Here is a 15,126-nt window from a genome sequence, read left to right as displayed (position 1 = left end):
TCCTCCACACCTACAACCACCACCGCAGCCACACCGCACTGGCCGGCAAGCCGCCGATCAGCCGCGTTAACAACGTTGCAGGTCAATACACCTAGCGCGTCGAGAGCCGTGCTCAGTTCGGCTCGTTGCCGGTGGAGGGCGGGGACGCGGTGCCGGGCCAGATCCTCCCGGGCCGCGGCCCGCTCACTGTGCCGGATCCGCAAGGTCAGCACCGACAGCCGGTCGACGACGGAGGCGAGGGTCTCGGTGTGCGGTGGCGCGTCGGCCGGGCCGGCTGCCGCCAGGGTGCCGAGAACCTCGTCAGCCCGCTCGGCGAGCGCGTTGCGTTCGGCGTTGAGCTGGTCGATCTCGCGCTTGCAGTCGGCGACCCGGGTGGCCGGGAGAAGGACGCCGCGTACCCGGTCCTCGGCGTCCCACAGGCGTCCGTTGACGGTGTGGAGCCGGGTGATCGTGTCATGCAAGCGGTGCCGGTCCTTCTCGGGCAGATCGGACAACGCTCGGATCAGTCCCAGGGGAAGGGCCAGGGGCGGGGATTCCCGGGTCATCGGCGACTCCCCTCCGTGAGTCCGGTGAGCAGGGCCGGGCCGAGGCGGTCGACCACATCGGCGTGGACCTCATCCACGGAGCGGTCCTCGCAATCCACGACCGCGGTGTACGCGCCTTGGTCGGCCTGGTGGAGCAGAACCGCGTGCAGCGTTTTCTGGTACGCCGGATACACCCCGGTCCAGGGGCGGCCCTCGCGGGCGCTCGTGACCGCGTAGCTGGGCCCGGCGTCGAGCGACGGGAGCAGAAGAATCGAGGTCTCCACCGCTCCCGCCCGCGAACCCGCGATCCCCGCCACCGTTCTGAGGGCCTCGCGCACCGTCAGCCCGTCCTTGACCACACAGGTCGCGGCGGCCACGGCGAGGAGCATGGGCAGGCCCCGGTCCAGCAGCCCCGTACGTCCCGGTGCGCGGGCCGCGGCCCGCTTGGCGTGGCCGACGAGCAGCATCTCGGTCAGTTCGACCGTCGTGGACGTCTCGAACCACCATCGGGCGTAGCCGCCGTCACGTACCCGCGCCCACGGCCCGGGGTCGTGCTCGTGAACCGAGCCCAGGGAGTGGAAGCCCTCCCACCGCTCGGCCAGCCGGGTGAGGTGTGTCGTCTTCCCCGCATTGTCGGGGCCGTTGAGGCTGATGAAGTCCGGGACCCGCGCCATCGCTCACGCCTCACGGATCGGGGTGTCGAGGACCGAGACGATCGCGTCCCGGTTCACGGTGATGAACTCGGCGAGCTCCGGCGGCATCACGTTCAGCCCGCGCACGGCCTCGGCGGTGAACGGCACCCGGACGACCTCGTACCCGCCCCGCTCCGGCCTGGCGAACTCCGTCCCCGTACGGGCGGCCAGGTCCATCGTTTCCAGACGCGCGGCGAAGATGTGCTGGACGCCGATCCCGCCGTCCACATGGTCGGTGATCAGATGGACCAGTTCGGCATGTGCGACCTTGCCGCCCAGCTCCTCGAACACCTCGCGGCGCAGGGCCGCCTCGATGGTCGAGTCGCTCTCCTCGACGCCACCGCCGACGGTGACCCAGTACGGGTCCCGGCCCGGCTTGGTGCGCTTGATCAGGACGAGGTCGTCTTCTCCGTCGAGGAGGATGGCGCGGGCGTTGCGCTTGACGATGTCGGTCATGGTGGCGGCTCCTTCTGGTCGGGGGTACAGGCACCGGGTCGACCCTTCCTGCCCGGTCGCACCAGAATGGAGCAGGACGGTGGCGGAGCGTGACGTACCAGCGCTGCAGCAATGCCGCAGCTCTGCCGAACCCGGCTCGCTACGCTGAGCGTTTCGGCGTTTCGCCGGGCGGTACGGAGGGGGTACGAGTGGTCACGGTGCAACGATGGTCCGGGCGGGAAGCCCGACTCTTACGGGACGCACTGCGTATGAGCTTGCGGGACTTCGCCGCGTATCTGGGCGTGAGCGATCGGACCGTATCGAACTGGGAGGGCGGCGGCGCCCGTTATCAGCCCCGGGCCGAGTCTCAGGCCGTCCTCGACACGGCGCTCGGCCGGGCGCCGGACGAGGCGAAAGCACGGTTCTCCGCCGCGCTCGGAGCGCAGGGCGCAGCACCGCCCGCCACCGCCGGTCTTGGCGCCATCGCGGTCGACTCCCACAAGTTTCTGCCGGTCTTCATCGGAGTCGAACGGGCCCGCCGCCTCCGTGCGCGTATGAACGACGGCGGGGGCGCGGGGTGGCTGGAGTCGTCTTCGGCCCGGCTGGACCACCCGGAAGCACGGGAGTGCGTCCTCCACGTCTTCGCCTGCGGGGTCGCCGTCTTCCACCTCGTCCAGCCGCACGAACCCCCGTCGCTCACCGAACTCGCCGTCTGGCGCTACCGCTCGTACGCCACCGATCTGCCCTGGGGACACGACAAGCTCCGCGACCTCCTGGACGAGGACCATCGACAGACCCCGAAGCCCGAGTACGTCCTCTCCCTCTACTGGCTGACCTCCGGCCCCTGGGCCGATGACGTCCACGACACCGCCCTGCGGCTGCTGTCCACCCCCTCGGTCCTCGTGGACCGAGGCGCCCCCGGCGGGCCCGCCCCGCTGGACGGCTCCGTCGAGGCGTCGCTCCTCGCCACCGGATTCGACCACCCGGACATCGTGTCCTTCGGCGTACGGGGAGTCTCCACGGGCTATGCCGGATGGTCGGGGGTCGCCTACGCGTCCCACTGCCGTGACCGCAGTCTTGCCGCGGACGAGCTGATCAGCTGCGAACTGACGGTCCAGGCCCTGTGGTGCTTCACCCGCCGGGTCCAGCAGATGATCGAGGACGGACAGGACCCGTCCATGCCCGAGGAGTACGGCTGGCGCTTTCTGCGGGCCGCGTACTCCCGTCTCACCGCGGCCCGCGCGCAGGAGACCGCACAGCACGTTCTGATGCGGGAGGCCATCATGAAGACCAGCGGACTGGCCGAACAGCTGCGTGCCGCGCAGGACGCGCTACGCGAGAGCGCCGGCTGAGGACACGGGTGGGAGAGAGCGTATGGACATCGGTAATGCCGCGCTGGTCGTCATCGATATGCAGAACGGCTTCGTGAACCACCACAGCCGCCAGGCCGTGCCCGCTGTCTCTGACCTGGTCGCGCGGTGGTCCGCCGCCGGTCGTCCGGTGCTCTTGACCCGCTACTTCAACTATCCGGACAGCCCCTACGAGCGTTTCTTCCAGTGGCGCCGCCTCCGTGATTCGCCGGAGACCGATCTCGTCCCGGAACTCGCCGAGCCCGCGGCCAGGGCCCATGCCGTGGTCGACAAGACGGGGTACACGCTCTTCACTCCCGAAGCCACTGAGCTGATCCGCCGGGCGGGGTGGACCGACCTCGTCTTCTGTGGGATCGCCACCGAGAGCTGCGTGCTGAAGTCCGCCGCGGACGCCTTCGAGCACGGTTACGCGCCGTGGATCGTGACCGATGCGTGCGCGAGTGACGCGGGCCCGGATGTCCACGACGCCGGTCTCGTCGTAGGTCGCCGGTTGATCGGATCCGGCCAACTCGTTTCGATGGACGCCGTGGTGCGACAGATCACTGCGTATGCGGGGACCGTGGTGCTGGAATAGGCACATGGTCGATACGCCGTCGCATGAGGGTTCGTCTGTCAGCTTCGACACCGATCTGATCGTCGTCGGCGGAGGGCCGGCCGGTTGTGCGGCGGCCCGGATGGCCGCGAGTGTCGGTATGCGCTCGATGGTGATCGAGCCGGACCGGTTGTGCCGGAATCTGTATCGGATCCCGGCGTTGAACAATGCTCTGGGCGGCTACAGCAGAGGTGTGGAGCTGGCGGACGCGATGACGGCGGAGCTGAAGGCCACCGAGCTGTGCCGTCTCGAACTCGGCCGCCAGGTGGTCGAACTCCGTGCCGATGACGACCTGGTGGCGGTTGCGTTGGATGACGGTACGCGCCTGGTGGCGCCGTACGCGGTCGTCGCCACCGGTGTCGGTCCGCTGCAGCCCGATGACGTCCCGTGGGTCACGGCGCCCGCCGGTCTCGTCCTGCCCCCGCTGTGGGAGGCGGAGGCGGACGTCGCCGAAGGCCGTACGCTCCTCGTCCTCGGCGGCGACCGCCCGATCGGCACCTTTCTCCGGGCTCACCCGGGCCTGGATGTCCGGCTTTTGGTGGCGTATCCGGAGGCGGACGCGTACAAGGTGGATGAGATCCGGGACGACCCCCGCGTTGTGCTCCAGCCTGTGGAGCATCTGACGGTGCGCTCTGCCGAGGGGGCCTCGGTGACGGCGGAGGCGGTGGACGCGGACGGCACGCGACGTGATCTGCCTGCGGATGCTGCCTACCTGTCGATCGGCAACGCACCTACGGCTCCGTCCGGTGACCTGGTACGTGGCACGGACGGCTACTGCCCGCCGACGGGTCAGCATCCGCGCGTCATCGTGGCGGGTGATCTGCGCTCCGCCCGCTACCAGCGGATCATGACGGCACTCGGCTCCGGCGCGGAGGCAGCCCTGCAGGCTTACTACGCGGGACGGGGACTGCCTGAGAGGGGCTGAGTCGGTTGGGTTGTGAACCCCGACCCCCCTGGGTTGATGACGACCTGCGCGACCACGGGCCGGGCCGGGGCGCGTCGTTGTTGTGAACCCTCCAGGGTTGATGGCGACCACACCCGGACAGCCCGGTGAGCCGTTCCACGACGGGTTGCGAACCCTCCAGGGTTGATGACGACGTGGCCTCGGACGTGGGCGAGGGTGTGAGTTTTGGTGTTGCGAACCCTCCAGGGTTGATGACGACTCGGCGACGGCAGCGGGCAGTAGCCGAGCAGGGCCTGTTGCGAACCCTCCAGGGTTGATGACGACTCATGGTCGGGTCCATGCCCTGCTGGGTCATGATGCGTTGCGAACCCTCCAGGGTTGATGACGACCCCGGTCCGGGAGGTGCTGGCCTATCTGGCGGACGCGTTGCGAACCCTCCAGGGTTGATGACGACGGCCAGGCCCGGCTGGGTGCAGCGCCACGACCGGCGTTGCGAACCCTCCAGGGTTGATGACGACGGCCAGGCCCGGCTGGGTGCAGCGCCACGACCGGCGTTGCGAACCCTCCAGGGTTGATGACGACCCGAGTGTAAAGTCGCAGGTCAGTCGGCTCTACAAGGCTCGCTTGGCTGCCATTTTTGCAGTGACTCGATGATGATGCATCTGCCCAGGTCAGACGGTTCCGCTGGGCCTTGCTGCCTGGGCAGCCGAGGGAGCGGACCGCAGCCGGTGGGAGGAGTCGTTGGAGCTGCTGGAGGGCAAGATCGACTGAGAGGGTTCCGGCTGCCCCGGGCCCTTGCGCGGGGGACGGATCCGGTCCCGGACTTCGGGGAGATTTCAGAAAAAACAGCCGCCACGAGCCGCCCCGGACCGTCCACAGCCGGACCGCCGGGGCGGTTCGGTGGGCCTCCATCGGGACCGGGTCGCGCCCGGTGAATGGTCCCGACCGGCAAAAACGCCCTCCCGGCGGGGAGGGCGGACGGCAAAGAAGGAAAAGCGCCCCCGGCAGGACTCGAACCTGCGGCCAAGCGCTTAGAAGGCGCCTGCTCTATCCACTGAGCTACGGGGGCCGGGTGTGGTGGGTGGCCGTGGGAAACGGAGTGCTTGAGTCCGTGGCCGTGCCGGGGACAAGGATAGGGCTCCCGTCGCCTTGACCCCGATGCTTCGCCTGCGTGGCTCGATGTGGAGGTTCGGTGAAGCGAACCGATAATCGCAGGCAGGTGCGATTCCTGCATCGCTTTTCCCGCCTCTGGTCCCGGGTGTTGTGCACTCGTTATGCCTGCGCCCCACTCATCCCCTCTGCCCCTTGTGTCCGACCGGCGCGCAGACATGGCCATACGCTTCAAAATAGCTGAAAAATTGGGCATTCTTCACATGTGGTGACCTTGGATGCCCGGCCTCAGCTGATCGACGCTCTGACCGTCCTGCGCGACCGTGTGGCCGGCGTGCGTCTGCCGCTGCCGCTGGCGGGGGCGCCCAGGGCCCGGCAGACGCGGGGGGAGCTGCTCGCGCAGCTCGACGACTATCTCGTACCACGGCTCAAGGATCCGGGGGCGCCGCTGCTCGCAGTGATCGGGGGGTCGACCGGGGCGGGGAAGTCGACGCTGGTGAACTCGCTCGTGGGGCGGCGGGTCACGGAGGCGGGGGTGTTGCGGCCGACGACCAGGACGCCGGTGCTCGTGTGCCATCCCGACGATCAGCACTGGTTCATCGGGGCCCGGGTCCTGCCCCGGCTCGCCCGGGTCCGGCCGCCGCATCGGGAGGAGGCCGTCGACGATGGCGGGGGGAGCGGGGAGCTGCGGGTGGAGACGGCGGGGGCCCTGCCGCGGGGGCTCGCGCTGCTCGACGCGCCCGATATCGACTCGCTCGTCGTCGAGAACCGGCTGCTCGCCGCCGAGCTGATCTGCGCGGCCGACGTCTGGGTGATGGTCACCACCGCGTCGCGGTACGCCGACGCGGTGCCCTGGCATCTGCTCCGTACCGCCAAGGAGTACGACGCCACACTGGTCACCGTGCTCGACCGGGTACCGCACCAGGTCGTCGCGGAGGTGTCGAGACAGTACGCGGCGCTGCTCACCAAGGCCGGGCTCGGGCATCTGCCCCGGTTCACCATCCCGGAGCTGCCGGAGTCCGCGGGCGGGGGCAGCGGGCTGCTGCCGACCTCCGCCGTCGCGCCCCTGTACGAGTGGCTCGCCCACCGGGTGCTGGACCCGGCCGCACGGCAGCAGGCGCTCGGGCGGACCGCGACCGGGGTCGTCGACTCCCTCAAGGCGCGGATGCCCGAGCTGGCCGCCGCCGTCGCCGGGCAGTACGCGGCCACCGTACGGCTCACGGGGACCGTGGAGGACGCGTACGAGACCGAGCGCGCCCGGCTCGACCAGCGGCTGACCGCCGGGGCCGTGCTCGCCGGGGACGCCAGGACCCGGTGGCGCGGCTTCCCCCGCGACAGCACCGCGGGCGAGCTGCTGGACGCGCTGGCCGACGGGCTGGCCGCGCTGGTGCAGTGTGCCGTGGCCGCCGCCGACGAGCGGGTACGGGACGCCTGGCGCCGCGACCCCGCGTCGGCCGGGGTGGCCGCCGTACGGACCGACCCCGAGGCGGGCGAGCGGATGGGTATCGCGGTCCGGCGGTGGCGGCGGGAGCTGGAGGAGCTGGCGGACGAGGAGGTGGGGCAGCTGGAACGTACCCCCGCTCCCGATCCCGAGACCGTCGCCGCCCTCGTCGCCGCCGCCCTCCTCGGCGGGCGGCGGGCCCGTTCGGCGGGGGAGCGGCTCGCCGAGCGGATCGGGGCGCAGGCCGCGCTCCGGCTCCGCGACCGCGGCGGTGAACTGCTGACCGCCGCCGTCGGATCGGTGTTCGACGGGGAACGCGACCGCAGGCTGGCGCCCGTCGACGCCCTCGATGTCTCGCCCGAGCCCCAGGCCGGGCTGATCGCGGCCCTGTCCGTACTGCAGAAGGTGAAGTGACTGGCGTGGAAGACGACGACCGGAGCTGGGACGACGGACTGATCGCCCGGCGGGCCGCCCCCGCTCCAGCACCCGCCCCCGCACCCGCCTCCGTCGACGAGCACGTGACGTTGGAGCAGGAGGAAAACGAGGCGGAAGGGGAGGCTCCGGGATTTTCCGGTGGCGGGATCCGGGTCCGGCTCGACGCCCTGCGGGAACTCGTCGGCCTCTCCCGCGCCCGCCTCGACGACGACGCGCTCGCCGAGGCCGGACGGGTCCTGGGCGAGGCCGCCGCCCGGCAGCGGCTCTCCGGACGGCATACCGTCGTCGCCGTCGCCGGGGCCACCGGCAGCGGTAAGTCCACCCTCTTCAACACCCTCGCGCAGGTACCGCTGTCGGAGACCGGTCTGCGCAGACCCACCACATCGGCGCCGATCGCCTGTGTCTGGTCGGAGGGCGCGGCCGGGCTGCTCGACCGGCTCGCCATCCCGCCCCGGCTGCGGCGGCGACCGCTGGCGGGCGGCGCCGAGGAGCTGTCGGGCCTGGTCCTGGTGGACCTCCCCGACCACGATTCGGCGCTGCGCAAGCACCGCGACCAGGTCGACCGGGTCCTCGCCCTGGTCGACGCCGTGATCTGGGTCGTCGACCCGGAGAAGTACGCGGACGCCGCCCTGCACGAACGCTATCTCCGGCCGCTCGCGGGCCATGCCGAGATCACCTTCGTGGTGCTCAACCAGATCGACCGGCTCCCCGGCGAAGCCGCCGATCAGGTACTCGACGATCTGCGGCGGCTGCTGGACGAGGACGGCATGGCATTGGGCGAGCACGGCGACGCGGGCGCCACGGTGCTCGCGCTGTCGGCGCTCACGGGCGAGGGCGTCGGTGAACTCCGGGAGGCGCTGGGCGCGTTCGTCCAGGAACGTACCGCCGCCGCCCGCAGGCTCTCCGCCGATGTCGACGCCGCCGCGCACGGGTTGCGCGGCGCCTATGTGTCCACCGGCAGGACCGGTCTCGACGAGGGGGCGCGCGAGGAGTTCGCGGACCGGCTCGCCGAGGCGGTGGGCGCCGACGCGGCGGGCGAGGCCGCCGAACGGGAGTGGCGGCGGCACGCGGGACGCGCTTGCGGCACGCCCTGGCTGCGGCTTTGGCGCTGGTACGAGCGCCGGCGCACCCCCGGTGCCGCCCCGGTACCCGGCGCGCCGCCCGCCGAGGACGAACCTACGGCCCGGCAGCGGGTGGAACAGGCGGTCCGTACGGTCGCGGACGAGGCGGCTTCGGGGCTGCCCGCGCCTTGGGCGCAGGCGGTGCGCGAGGCGGCCGTCCGGGGCTCGGAAGGGCTGCCGGAAGCCCTCGACGAACTGGCTGCCAAGGAGGCGGAGGAGACCGGGAAACGGCCGCTGCGCCCGGCCTGGTGGCCCGCAGCCGTCCTCGCCCAGGCGTCGATGACGCTGCTGCAGATCTACGGCGGGCTGTGGCTGGTGGGGCAGATCGTGGGGGTGTTCCCGCCGGGGCTCGTCTTCCCGGCGCTGCTGATGCTGGTCGGGATCGTCGGCGGGCCGCTGGTCGAGTGGGCCTGTACGGCCGCCGTACGCGGCCCCGCGCGGCGTTACGGGCAGGACGCCCGGCGCAGGCTGCGCGAGGCGGCGGCCGGTTGCGGCCGGGCGATGGTGCTCGATCCCGTCTCGGGTGAGCTGATGCGCTATCGGGAGGTACGGGAGCGGTACGCGACCGTCACGGGCGTCACCCGTACGGTGCTGGGCGGTTCGCGGGGCGCGATCGACGGGCGGGGCGGCCGGGGCGCGGGTGGTCCCCTGGGGGTGACGGGTTTCTCCACAACCGGCCGGTAACCCACAGGGCCGGGACGGAAATCGGCGGCGGCTCCAGCATGGATGTCCGGGGCCGCGCAGGGCGGCCGTCCGGTCGAGCGGCGGGTCGTGTGGTCCGCCGGGGGGAGTGGTCGTGATGTACGAGGCGACGGTGACGCTGGTGGGGAACGCCGCCACGGCGGTGGAGTACCGGGAGACTGCCAACGGCCCTGTGGCGCGGTTCAGGATGGCGGTGACGCCGAGGCGCTGGGACCGGCAGAACGCCACCTGGTCCGACGGGCCCACCAGCTTCTACACGATCTTCGCCTGGCGGGGGCTCGCCACCAATGTGTCGGGGTCGGTGTCGGTCGGCGATCCGGTCCTGGTCCACGGGCGATTGCGGGTACGGGAGGCCGAGCCGGCCGGCCAGGAGAGGGACGGCGGCGGGCGAGACGGGCGGGACGGGGGCGGCAGGCGGACCTATGTCGACGTCGACGCGATCTCGGTGGGGCACGACCTCGGCCGGGGGACATCCGCCTTCCGGCGGGTCGGACGGGCCGCCGCCGGAGCGGATACCGGTGAGCCCGTTCCGGCGGCGTGAGACGGCCCCTTCCCCGGGCGGGGTAAGGGTAGGTGATGCGCGGCGGCCGGTCGTCGCCGGACGCCCGAAGACGGGATCAGGGGTTGCATTTCCCCTGCAACCTCTTCGCCGCTCGGGCTGTTCACCGGTCCCGGAGATGCTCGCCGGCTTCTTCCGGTCGTCCTCCCCGTATTTGTCCAATGTTGTTGCGAAAGTTGGAAATTCCGCGTTGACCTGCGGATTAGCCGCTTGATGGGGGGTGTTGGGGGTAAAGCGGAGTGGTGATTTGTCGATAAGGAAAGGAGGGAGGGCAGTTGACGCGGGCATCTGCGATAACGATTCCGATTCGGAATGGTTGTATGACGGTACGGCGGGGGATGGGGCCGCTCCGGCGTTCATAGGATCCCTCCGTACTCACGGGGGCACTTGAGTCTGTTGGCGAGGCCCACTCCCCATCTGCATCACGCACACCGCTGCGAAGCCTCGCCCGGAGGGGATTTCTGTGTTTGCACTGTTCTCCGCGCCGTCTGTGTCGTCAGGGGCGCCCGGTTCGGCCGCGTCCGGTCGCCGCGGGCGTTCCGCCGTTCGCCGTATCGCCGCCGCCACCGCTGTGACGGGCCTGGTCGCGACCGGCGCGCTCACCGGTGCCGGTGCCGCCGTCGCCCTCGACGGGGTCCCGCACACCGGCGGCGCGGTGGCCACGCTCGCCGGGCTGAAGGTCTACGACACCGCGCTTCTGCACACTCCGGGCGACAAGGAGCCGTTCCGGATGCCCGCGGGGCTCTTCGAGCTCAACGGCAGCGGCACGCTCAAGACGTACTGCATCGACCTCCACAACCCGACCGAGGACGGCACCAAGTACCAGGAGACCCCCTGGGACCAGAGTGTCCTCAACAAGAACGCGAACGCGGGCAAGATCCGCTGGATCCTCCAGAACTCCTACCCGCAGGTGGACGACCTGGCGGCGCTGGCGCGGAAGGCCGGGTCCGGACAGCTCACCGAGAAGACCGCCGCCGCGGGTACCCAGGTCGCCATCTGGCGCTACTCGGACAAGGCGGATGTGACCGCCGCCGACGAGAACGCGGAGAAGCTGGCCGACTACCTGGAGAAGGAGGCGCAGAACCTGGAGGAGCCGAAGGCGTCCCTCACGTTCGAGCCGCTCGCCGTCTCCGGCAAGCCGGGCACCCGGATCGGTCCGGTGACCGTCACCACCAACGCGGCCCGCGCGGCCCTGACCCTCGACCCGGAGGCGGCCGGCGCCGGCGTCAAGGTCGTGGACGCGGCCGGGAAGCCGGTCACCGGGGTACCCACCGGCGCGAAGGTGTTCTTCGAGGTCCCGGCCGACGCCCCGGACGGGCGGGCGAAGCTGACCGCGAGCGCCACCACCACCGTTCCCGTCGGCCGGGTGTTCGCGCCGCAGGTCGGTACCAGCCAGACCATGATCCTGGCGGGCTCCAGCAACTCCGACGTGACCGCGGAGGCCACCGCGACCTGGGCCAGGACCGGTCCGGTCCCGGCGGTCACCTTCAAGGAGAACTGCGACAAGGGCGGCGTCGACGTCACCGCGACCAACAAGGGCGACGCGCCCTTCACCTTCACCCTCGTGGGCAAGGAGTACACCGTTCCGGCGGGCGGCTCCAAGACGGTGACCGTCCCGGTCGCCGAGGACCAGGCGTACGACATCACCATCACCGGTCCGAACGACTTCCAGGAGAGCTTCAAGGGCGTCCTCGACTGCGAGACCAGCGGTAAGCCGGACCCGGAGCCGAAGCCCTCCAACGAGCCCACGCCGAACTCGGCGGGCGGCACCGGGACCAGCGGCGGCACGGCCTCCCCGGGGACGACGACCGGTGGCACGGCGGGCACGACCGGCTCCACCACCGGTGGCGGCCTGGCGGCGACCGGCGGCTCCAGCGCCACCCCGGTGATCGCGGGCGTCGCGGTGGCCCTGGTCGCCCTCGGCGGCGGCGCGGTCTTCTTCCTCCGGAAGAAGAAGGCGGCCGCGGGCGAGTGACCGCACGGGCGCGCGCAGTGACAGCGCGCCGCCGATGACACGGTGACGGCCCCGGAGCGTGACGCGTTCCGGGGCCGTCGGCCTGCCCGGACACTCCCGGACACGTCGCCCGCGCCGGGCTATGACCTGGCGCCCGGGCGCCGCCGGGACGGGACGCCGGACGTTGCCGCGCCCCCCGGCCGGGAGGTGGCGTCGGGCGGCGTCGGGTGGGGTCCGTGGCGCCGCGGGGCGGGGCCGTGCCGCGGCCGGGCGGGCTTCGGTGCCGGGCCTCGGGGGCCGTCGGTTTTCGCCCCGGGAGCGCGGTACGGCAAGATGGGGTGTATCTCTGCCCACCCACTTATCTGCCGGACGGTTTCTCTTGGCTGAGTACATCTACACGATGCGCAAGACGCGCAAGGCGCACGGCGACAAGGTCATCCTCGATGACGTGACGCTGAGCTTCCTGCCCGGCGCCAAGATCGGTGTGGTCGGTCCGAACGGCGCCGGTAAGTCCACGGTCCTGAAGATCATGGCCGGTCTGGAGCAGCCCTCGAACGGCGACGCCTTCCTGTCGCCCGGCTACACCGTCGGCATCCTGCTCCAGGAGCCGCCGCTGGACGAGTCCAAGACCGTTCTGCAGAACGTCGAGGACGGTGTCGCGGAGATCAAGGGCAAGCTCAACCGGTTCAACGAGATCGCCGAGCAGATGGCGACCGAGTACACCGACGAGCTGATGGAGGAGATGGGCAAGCTCCAGGAGGACCTCGACCACGCCAACGCGTGGGACCTCGACGCCCAGCTGGAGCAGGCCATGGACGCCCTGGGCTGCCCGCCCGGCGACTGGCAGGTCACCAACCTCTCCGGTGGTGAGAAGCGCCGCGTCGCGCTCTGCAAGCTGCTGCTCGAAGCCCCCGACCTGCTGCTCCTCGACGAGCCCACCAACCACCTCGACGCCGAGTCGGTGCAGTGGCTGGAGGCGCACCTCGCCAAGTACGCGGGCACCGTCGTCGCCATCACCCACGACCGGTACTTCCTCGACAACGTCGCGGGCTGGATCCTGGAGCTCGACCGCGGCCGCGCCATCGGCTACGAGGGCAACTACTCCACGTACCTGGAGAGCAAGCAGGCCCGCCTCAAGGTCGAGGGCCAGAAGGACGCCAAGCGCGCCAAGCGGCTCCGGGAAGAGCTGGAGTGGGTCCGCTCCAACGCCAAGGGCCGCCAGGCCAAGTCCAAGGCCCGGCTCGCCCGGTACGAGGAGATGGCGGCCGAGGCCGACAAGATGCGGAAGCTGGACTTCGAGGAGATCCAGATCCCGCCGGGCCCCCGTCTCGGCAGCATCGTCGTGGAGGTCAACAACCTCTCCAAGGGCTTCGGCGAGAAGCTGCTGATCGACGACCTCAGCTTCACCCTGCCCCGTAACGGCATCGTCGGCATCATCGGCCCCAACGGCGCCGGCAAGACGACGCTGTTCAAGATGCTCCAGGGCCTGGAGGCGCCGGACGCCGGCACCATCAAGGTCGGCGACACCGTCAAGATCAGCTACGTCGACCAGAGCCGCGAGAACATCGACCCCAAGAAGTCGCTGTGGGCCGTGGTCTCCGACGAGCTGGACTACATCAACGTCGGCCAGGTCGAGATGCCGTCCCGCGCCTATGTGTCCGCCTTCGGATTCAAGGGCCCGGACCAGCAGAAGCCCGCCGGGATCCTCTCCGGCGGTGAGCGCAACCGCCTCAACCTGGCGCTCACCCTCAAGCAGGGCGGCAATCTGCTGCTCCTCGACGAGCCGACCAACGACCTCGACGTCGAGACCCTGTCCTCCCTGGAGAACGCGCTGCTCGAGTTCCCCGGCTGCGCCGTGGTCGTCTCCCACGACCGCTGGTTCCTCGACCGGGTGGCCACCCACATCCTCGCCTACGAGGGCGACTCCAAGTGGTTCTGGTTCGAGGGCAACTTCGAGACGTACGAGAAGAACAAGATCGAGCGGCTCGGCCCGGACGCGGCCCGGCCGCACCGCGCCACGTACAAGAAGCTCACCCGGGGCTGATACCCCCGCCCCCGGTCCGGCCGGCTGCCGGCCGGACGGGGGGACTCGGGACCCGGGGAAAACCGGAGCCCGGAGCACGAACCACGTCAGAGACCGAGAAGGCGGGAACCGTCACCCATGGCCCGGCACATCTACAGCTGTCCGCTCCGCTGGTCCGACATGGACGCCTTCGGGCACGTCAACAATGTCGTCTTCCTCCGCTATCTGGAGGAGGCGCGGATCGACTTCATGTTCCGGCTCCGGCCGTCCGACGGCTCCGCCTCCTTCTCCGGGGGTTCGGTGGTGGCCCGCCACGAGATCGACTACGTACGGCCGCTGGTCCACCGCCATGAGCCCGTCGTCGTCGAGACCTGGGTGACCAAGATCGGCGCCGCGTCGCTGACCGTCGCCTACGAGGTCAAGGACGCCGAGGGCGCCGCCCAGGTCTATGTACGGGCCTCCACGGTCGTCGTCCCCTACGACCTCGCGGCGGGCCGCCCGCGCCGGATCAGCGCCGAGGAGCGCACCCACCTCCGCCGGTATCTGGAGGAGGCCGACAAGGGCGCCCTGGTCGCATGACGGTCCCCGTGCAGAGCCCGGATCTCGCCGACGCCCGCGAGGCGGACGATCTCACCGCCTTCCTCGCCAGGCTGCTCCACTACGACCGCGCCGCAGCCGTCCGCCTCCAGGCGGGCGGCCCGGACGGCCGCCCCCAGCCGCATCTCGCGATCTTCGGCCGCCCGCCCTCCTTCGAGGTGCTGGCGATCAGGACCGCCCGGCTGAGCACCCCGATCGCCCTCGACACCACCGTCTCCGCCGGTGAACTGCTCGAACGGGTCCGGGGCACCGGATTCACCCTCCCCGCGCCCGTCACAGGACCGCCGTGGACCGGTGTGCTGCCGCCCCGCGGCGGCTGGAGCGCCTCCCCCGGGCTTCCCGGCGTCGCCGAGATGCGTGCCGCGGTCGCCGCGGCCGTCGCCGAGTTCCGCCGCCGTGACGAGGACCTCCCGGCCGAGCGCCGTACCCGCGCCGAACGCGACCGCATCGGACGCGAGATCTGGTCGCGCGACGTCGCCGGAACCGGACTGCCGCTGCGCGCCGTGCACGCCGCGCACTCCCTGGGATTCCTGCGCCCCGGCGCACCCGTGGCCCTGCTGACCGCCCCGGGCTCCTGGCTGCGCCTCCGTACGCCCTTCGGGTCGATCGCCGTCCGGGCGAACGGTCTCGGCGGACTGAGCGTCACCCCCACCCGGGGCGGCTGAGC

The 15,126-nt window shown here is 71.1% G+C and carries 12 protein-coding genes, 1 tRNA gene, 1 pseudogene and 1 CRISPR repeat array; of the genes and pseudogenes, 10 read left to right on the top strand and 4 right to left on the bottom strand.

The genetic code is table 11. The annotated features are described in order from the left end of the window. Positions 1-152: 152 nt before the first annotated feature. The 3 genes and pseudogenes from ACFXG1_RS23940 to ACFXG1_RS23930 form a co-directional block, all read right to left on the bottom strand. Positions 153-545 (bottom strand): annotated as a pseudogene (locus ACFXG1_RS23940) (DUF4254 domain-containing protein); the annotation flags it as partial. Next, entirely contained in the window at positions 542-1,198 is a 657-nt protein-coding gene (locus ACFXG1_RS23935; RefSeq protein ID WP_384723290.1) for a hypothetical protein, read from the bottom strand. The gene ACFXG1_RS23935 and the pseudogene ACFXG1_RS23940, both read right to left, overlap by 4 nt. A 3-nt stretch (positions 1,199-1,201) precedes the next feature. Beyond that, a complete protein-coding gene (locus ACFXG1_RS23930; RefSeq protein ID WP_384723287.1) occupies positions 1,202-1,672 on the bottom strand; it encodes an NUDIX domain-containing protein in 471 nt (156 codons plus the stop codon). A gap of 248 nt (positions 1,673-1,920) precedes the next feature. Between ACFXG1_RS23930 and ACFXG1_RS23925 the strand changes: the two genes are divergently transcribed. The 3 genes from ACFXG1_RS23925 to ACFXG1_RS23915 are packed head-to-tail and all read left to right on the top strand — an operon-like array spanning position 1,921 to position 4,538. Next, on the top strand, positions 1,921-3,003 hold the full coding sequence (locus ACFXG1_RS23925; protein ID WP_384744458.1) for a helix-turn-helix domain-containing protein: 1,083 nt from the start codon (positions 1,921-1,923) through the stop codon (positions 3,001-3,003). 22 nt (positions 3,004-3,025) lie between these two features. Continuing rightward, complete coding sequence (locus ACFXG1_RS23920; RefSeq protein ID WP_384721649.1) at positions 3,026-3,595, top strand: isochorismatase family cysteine hydrolase; 570 nt, start codon at positions 3,026-3,028, stop codon at positions 3,593-3,595. A 4-nt stretch (positions 3,596-3,599) separates the two neighbouring features. Then, on the top strand, positions 3,600-4,538 hold the full coding sequence (locus tag ACFXG1_RS23915; protein ID WP_384721646.1) for an FAD-dependent oxidoreductase: 939 nt from the start codon (positions 3,600-3,602) through the stop codon (positions 4,536-4,538). A 79-nt stretch (positions 4,539-4,617) separates the two neighbouring features. Next, positions 4,618-5,099: a CRISPR direct-repeat array (repeat unit 29 nt; unit sequence GTTGCGAACCCTCCAGGGTTGATGACGAC). Between the two features lie 414 nt (positions 5,100-5,513). Here the strand turns inward: ACFXG1_RS23915 and ACFXG1_RS23910 are convergent. Further along, positions 5,514-5,586 (bottom strand) — tRNA-Arg (locus ACFXG1_RS23910). A 306-nt stretch (positions 5,587-5,892) separates the two neighbouring features. Between ACFXG1_RS23910 and ACFXG1_RS23905 the strand changes: the two genes are divergently transcribed. The 7 genes from ACFXG1_RS23905 to ACFXG1_RS23875 all read left to right on the top strand — a co-directional run bounded on the left by ACFXG1_RS23905 (position 5,893) and on the right by ACFXG1_RS23875 (position 15,124). Beyond that, the gene (locus ACFXG1_RS23905) at positions 5,893-7,482 is read left to right on the top strand and encodes a dynamin family protein (protein ID WP_384744456.1); all 1,590 of its coding nucleotides are present in this window, start codon (positions 5,893-5,895) and stop codon (positions 7,480-7,482) included. A gap of 5 nt (positions 7,483-7,487) precedes the next feature. Beyond that, complete coding sequence (locus ACFXG1_RS23900; RefSeq protein WP_384744454.1) at positions 7,488-9,308, top strand: GTPase; 1,821 nt, start codon at positions 7,488-7,490, stop codon at positions 9,306-9,308. A 115-nt stretch (positions 9,309-9,423) separates the two neighbouring features. Further along, the gene (locus tag ACFXG1_RS23895; RefSeq protein ID WP_384712073.1) at positions 9,424-9,867 is read left to right on the top strand and encodes a single-stranded DNA-binding protein; all 444 of its coding nucleotides are present in this window, start codon (positions 9,424-9,426) and stop codon (positions 9,865-9,867) included. A gap of 508 nt (positions 9,868-10,375) precedes the next feature. After that, positions 10,376-11,860, top strand: a complete 1,485-nt coding sequence (locus tag ACFXG1_RS23890; protein WP_384712094.1) for a Cys-Gln thioester bond-forming surface protein — start codon at positions 10,376-10,378, stop codon at positions 11,858-11,860. Positions 11,861-12,218: 358 nt separating this feature from the next. Continuing rightward, positions 12,219-13,883, top strand: a complete 1,665-nt coding sequence (gene ettA / locus ACFXG1_RS23885) for an energy-dependent translational throttle protein EttA (RefSeq protein ID WP_384712076.1) — start codon at positions 12,219-12,221, stop codon at positions 13,881-13,883. 117 nt (positions 13,884-14,000) lie between these two features. Then, positions 14,001-14,441 carry an acyl-CoA thioesterase gene (locus ACFXG1_RS23880; RefSeq protein WP_384712079.1) on the top strand — a complete coding sequence of 147 codons (441 nt, stop codon included), beginning with the start codon at positions 14,001-14,003 and terminating at the stop codon, positions 14,439-14,441. Continuing rightward, positions 14,438-15,124: a hypothetical protein gene (locus tag ACFXG1_RS23875; protein ID WP_384712082.1), complete on the top strand. Its 687-nt coding sequence runs from the start codon at positions 14,438-14,440 to the stop codon at positions 15,122-15,124. The genes ACFXG1_RS23880 and ACFXG1_RS23875 overlap by 4 nt, the downstream gene beginning before the upstream one ends. The last annotated feature ends 2 nt before the right edge of the window (positions 15,125-15,126 follow it).

The sequence above is a fragment of the Streptomyces sp. NPDC059248 genome (genome assembly GCF_042753905.1).
Classification (GTDB): domain Bacteria; phylum Actinomycetota; class Actinomycetes; order Streptomycetales; family Streptomycetaceae; genus Streptomyces.
Note: the sequence above shows the minus strand (reverse complement) of the source record. Positions and strands in the feature narration are given on the sequence as shown.

Bases quoted from the DNA above. Each gene is read 5' to 3' on its own strand.
- ACFXG1_RS23935 (WP_384723290.1), bottom strand. From the start codon at position 1,198: ATGGCGCGGGTCCCGGACTTCATCAGCCTCAACGGCCCCGACAATGCG.
- ACFXG1_RS23930 (WP_384723287.1), bottom strand. From the start codon at position 1,672: ATGACCGACATCGTCAAGCGCAACGCCCGCGCCATCCTCCTCGACGGA.
- ACFXG1_RS23925 (WP_384744458.1), top strand. From the start codon at position 1,921: ATGAGCTTGCGGGACTTCGCCGCGTATCTGGGCGTGAGCGATCGGACC.
- ACFXG1_RS23920 (WP_384721649.1), top strand. From the start codon at position 3,026: ATGGACATCGGTAATGCCGCGCTGGTCGTCATCGATATGCAGAACGGC.
- ACFXG1_RS23915 (WP_384721646.1), top strand. From the start codon at position 3,600: ATGGTCGATACGCCGTCGCATGAGGGTTCGTCTGTCAGCTTCGACACC.
- ACFXG1_RS23895 (WP_384712073.1), top strand. From the start codon at position 9,424: ATGTACGAGGCGACGGTGACGCTGGTGGGGAACGCCGCCACGGCGGTG.
- ACFXG1_RS23880 (WP_384712079.1), top strand. From the start codon at position 14,001: ATGGCCCGGCACATCTACAGCTGTCCGCTCCGCTGGTCCGACATGGAC.
- ACFXG1_RS23875 (WP_384712082.1), top strand. From the start codon at position 14,438: ATGACGGTCCCCGTGCAGAGCCCGGATCTCGCCGACGCCCGCGAGGCG.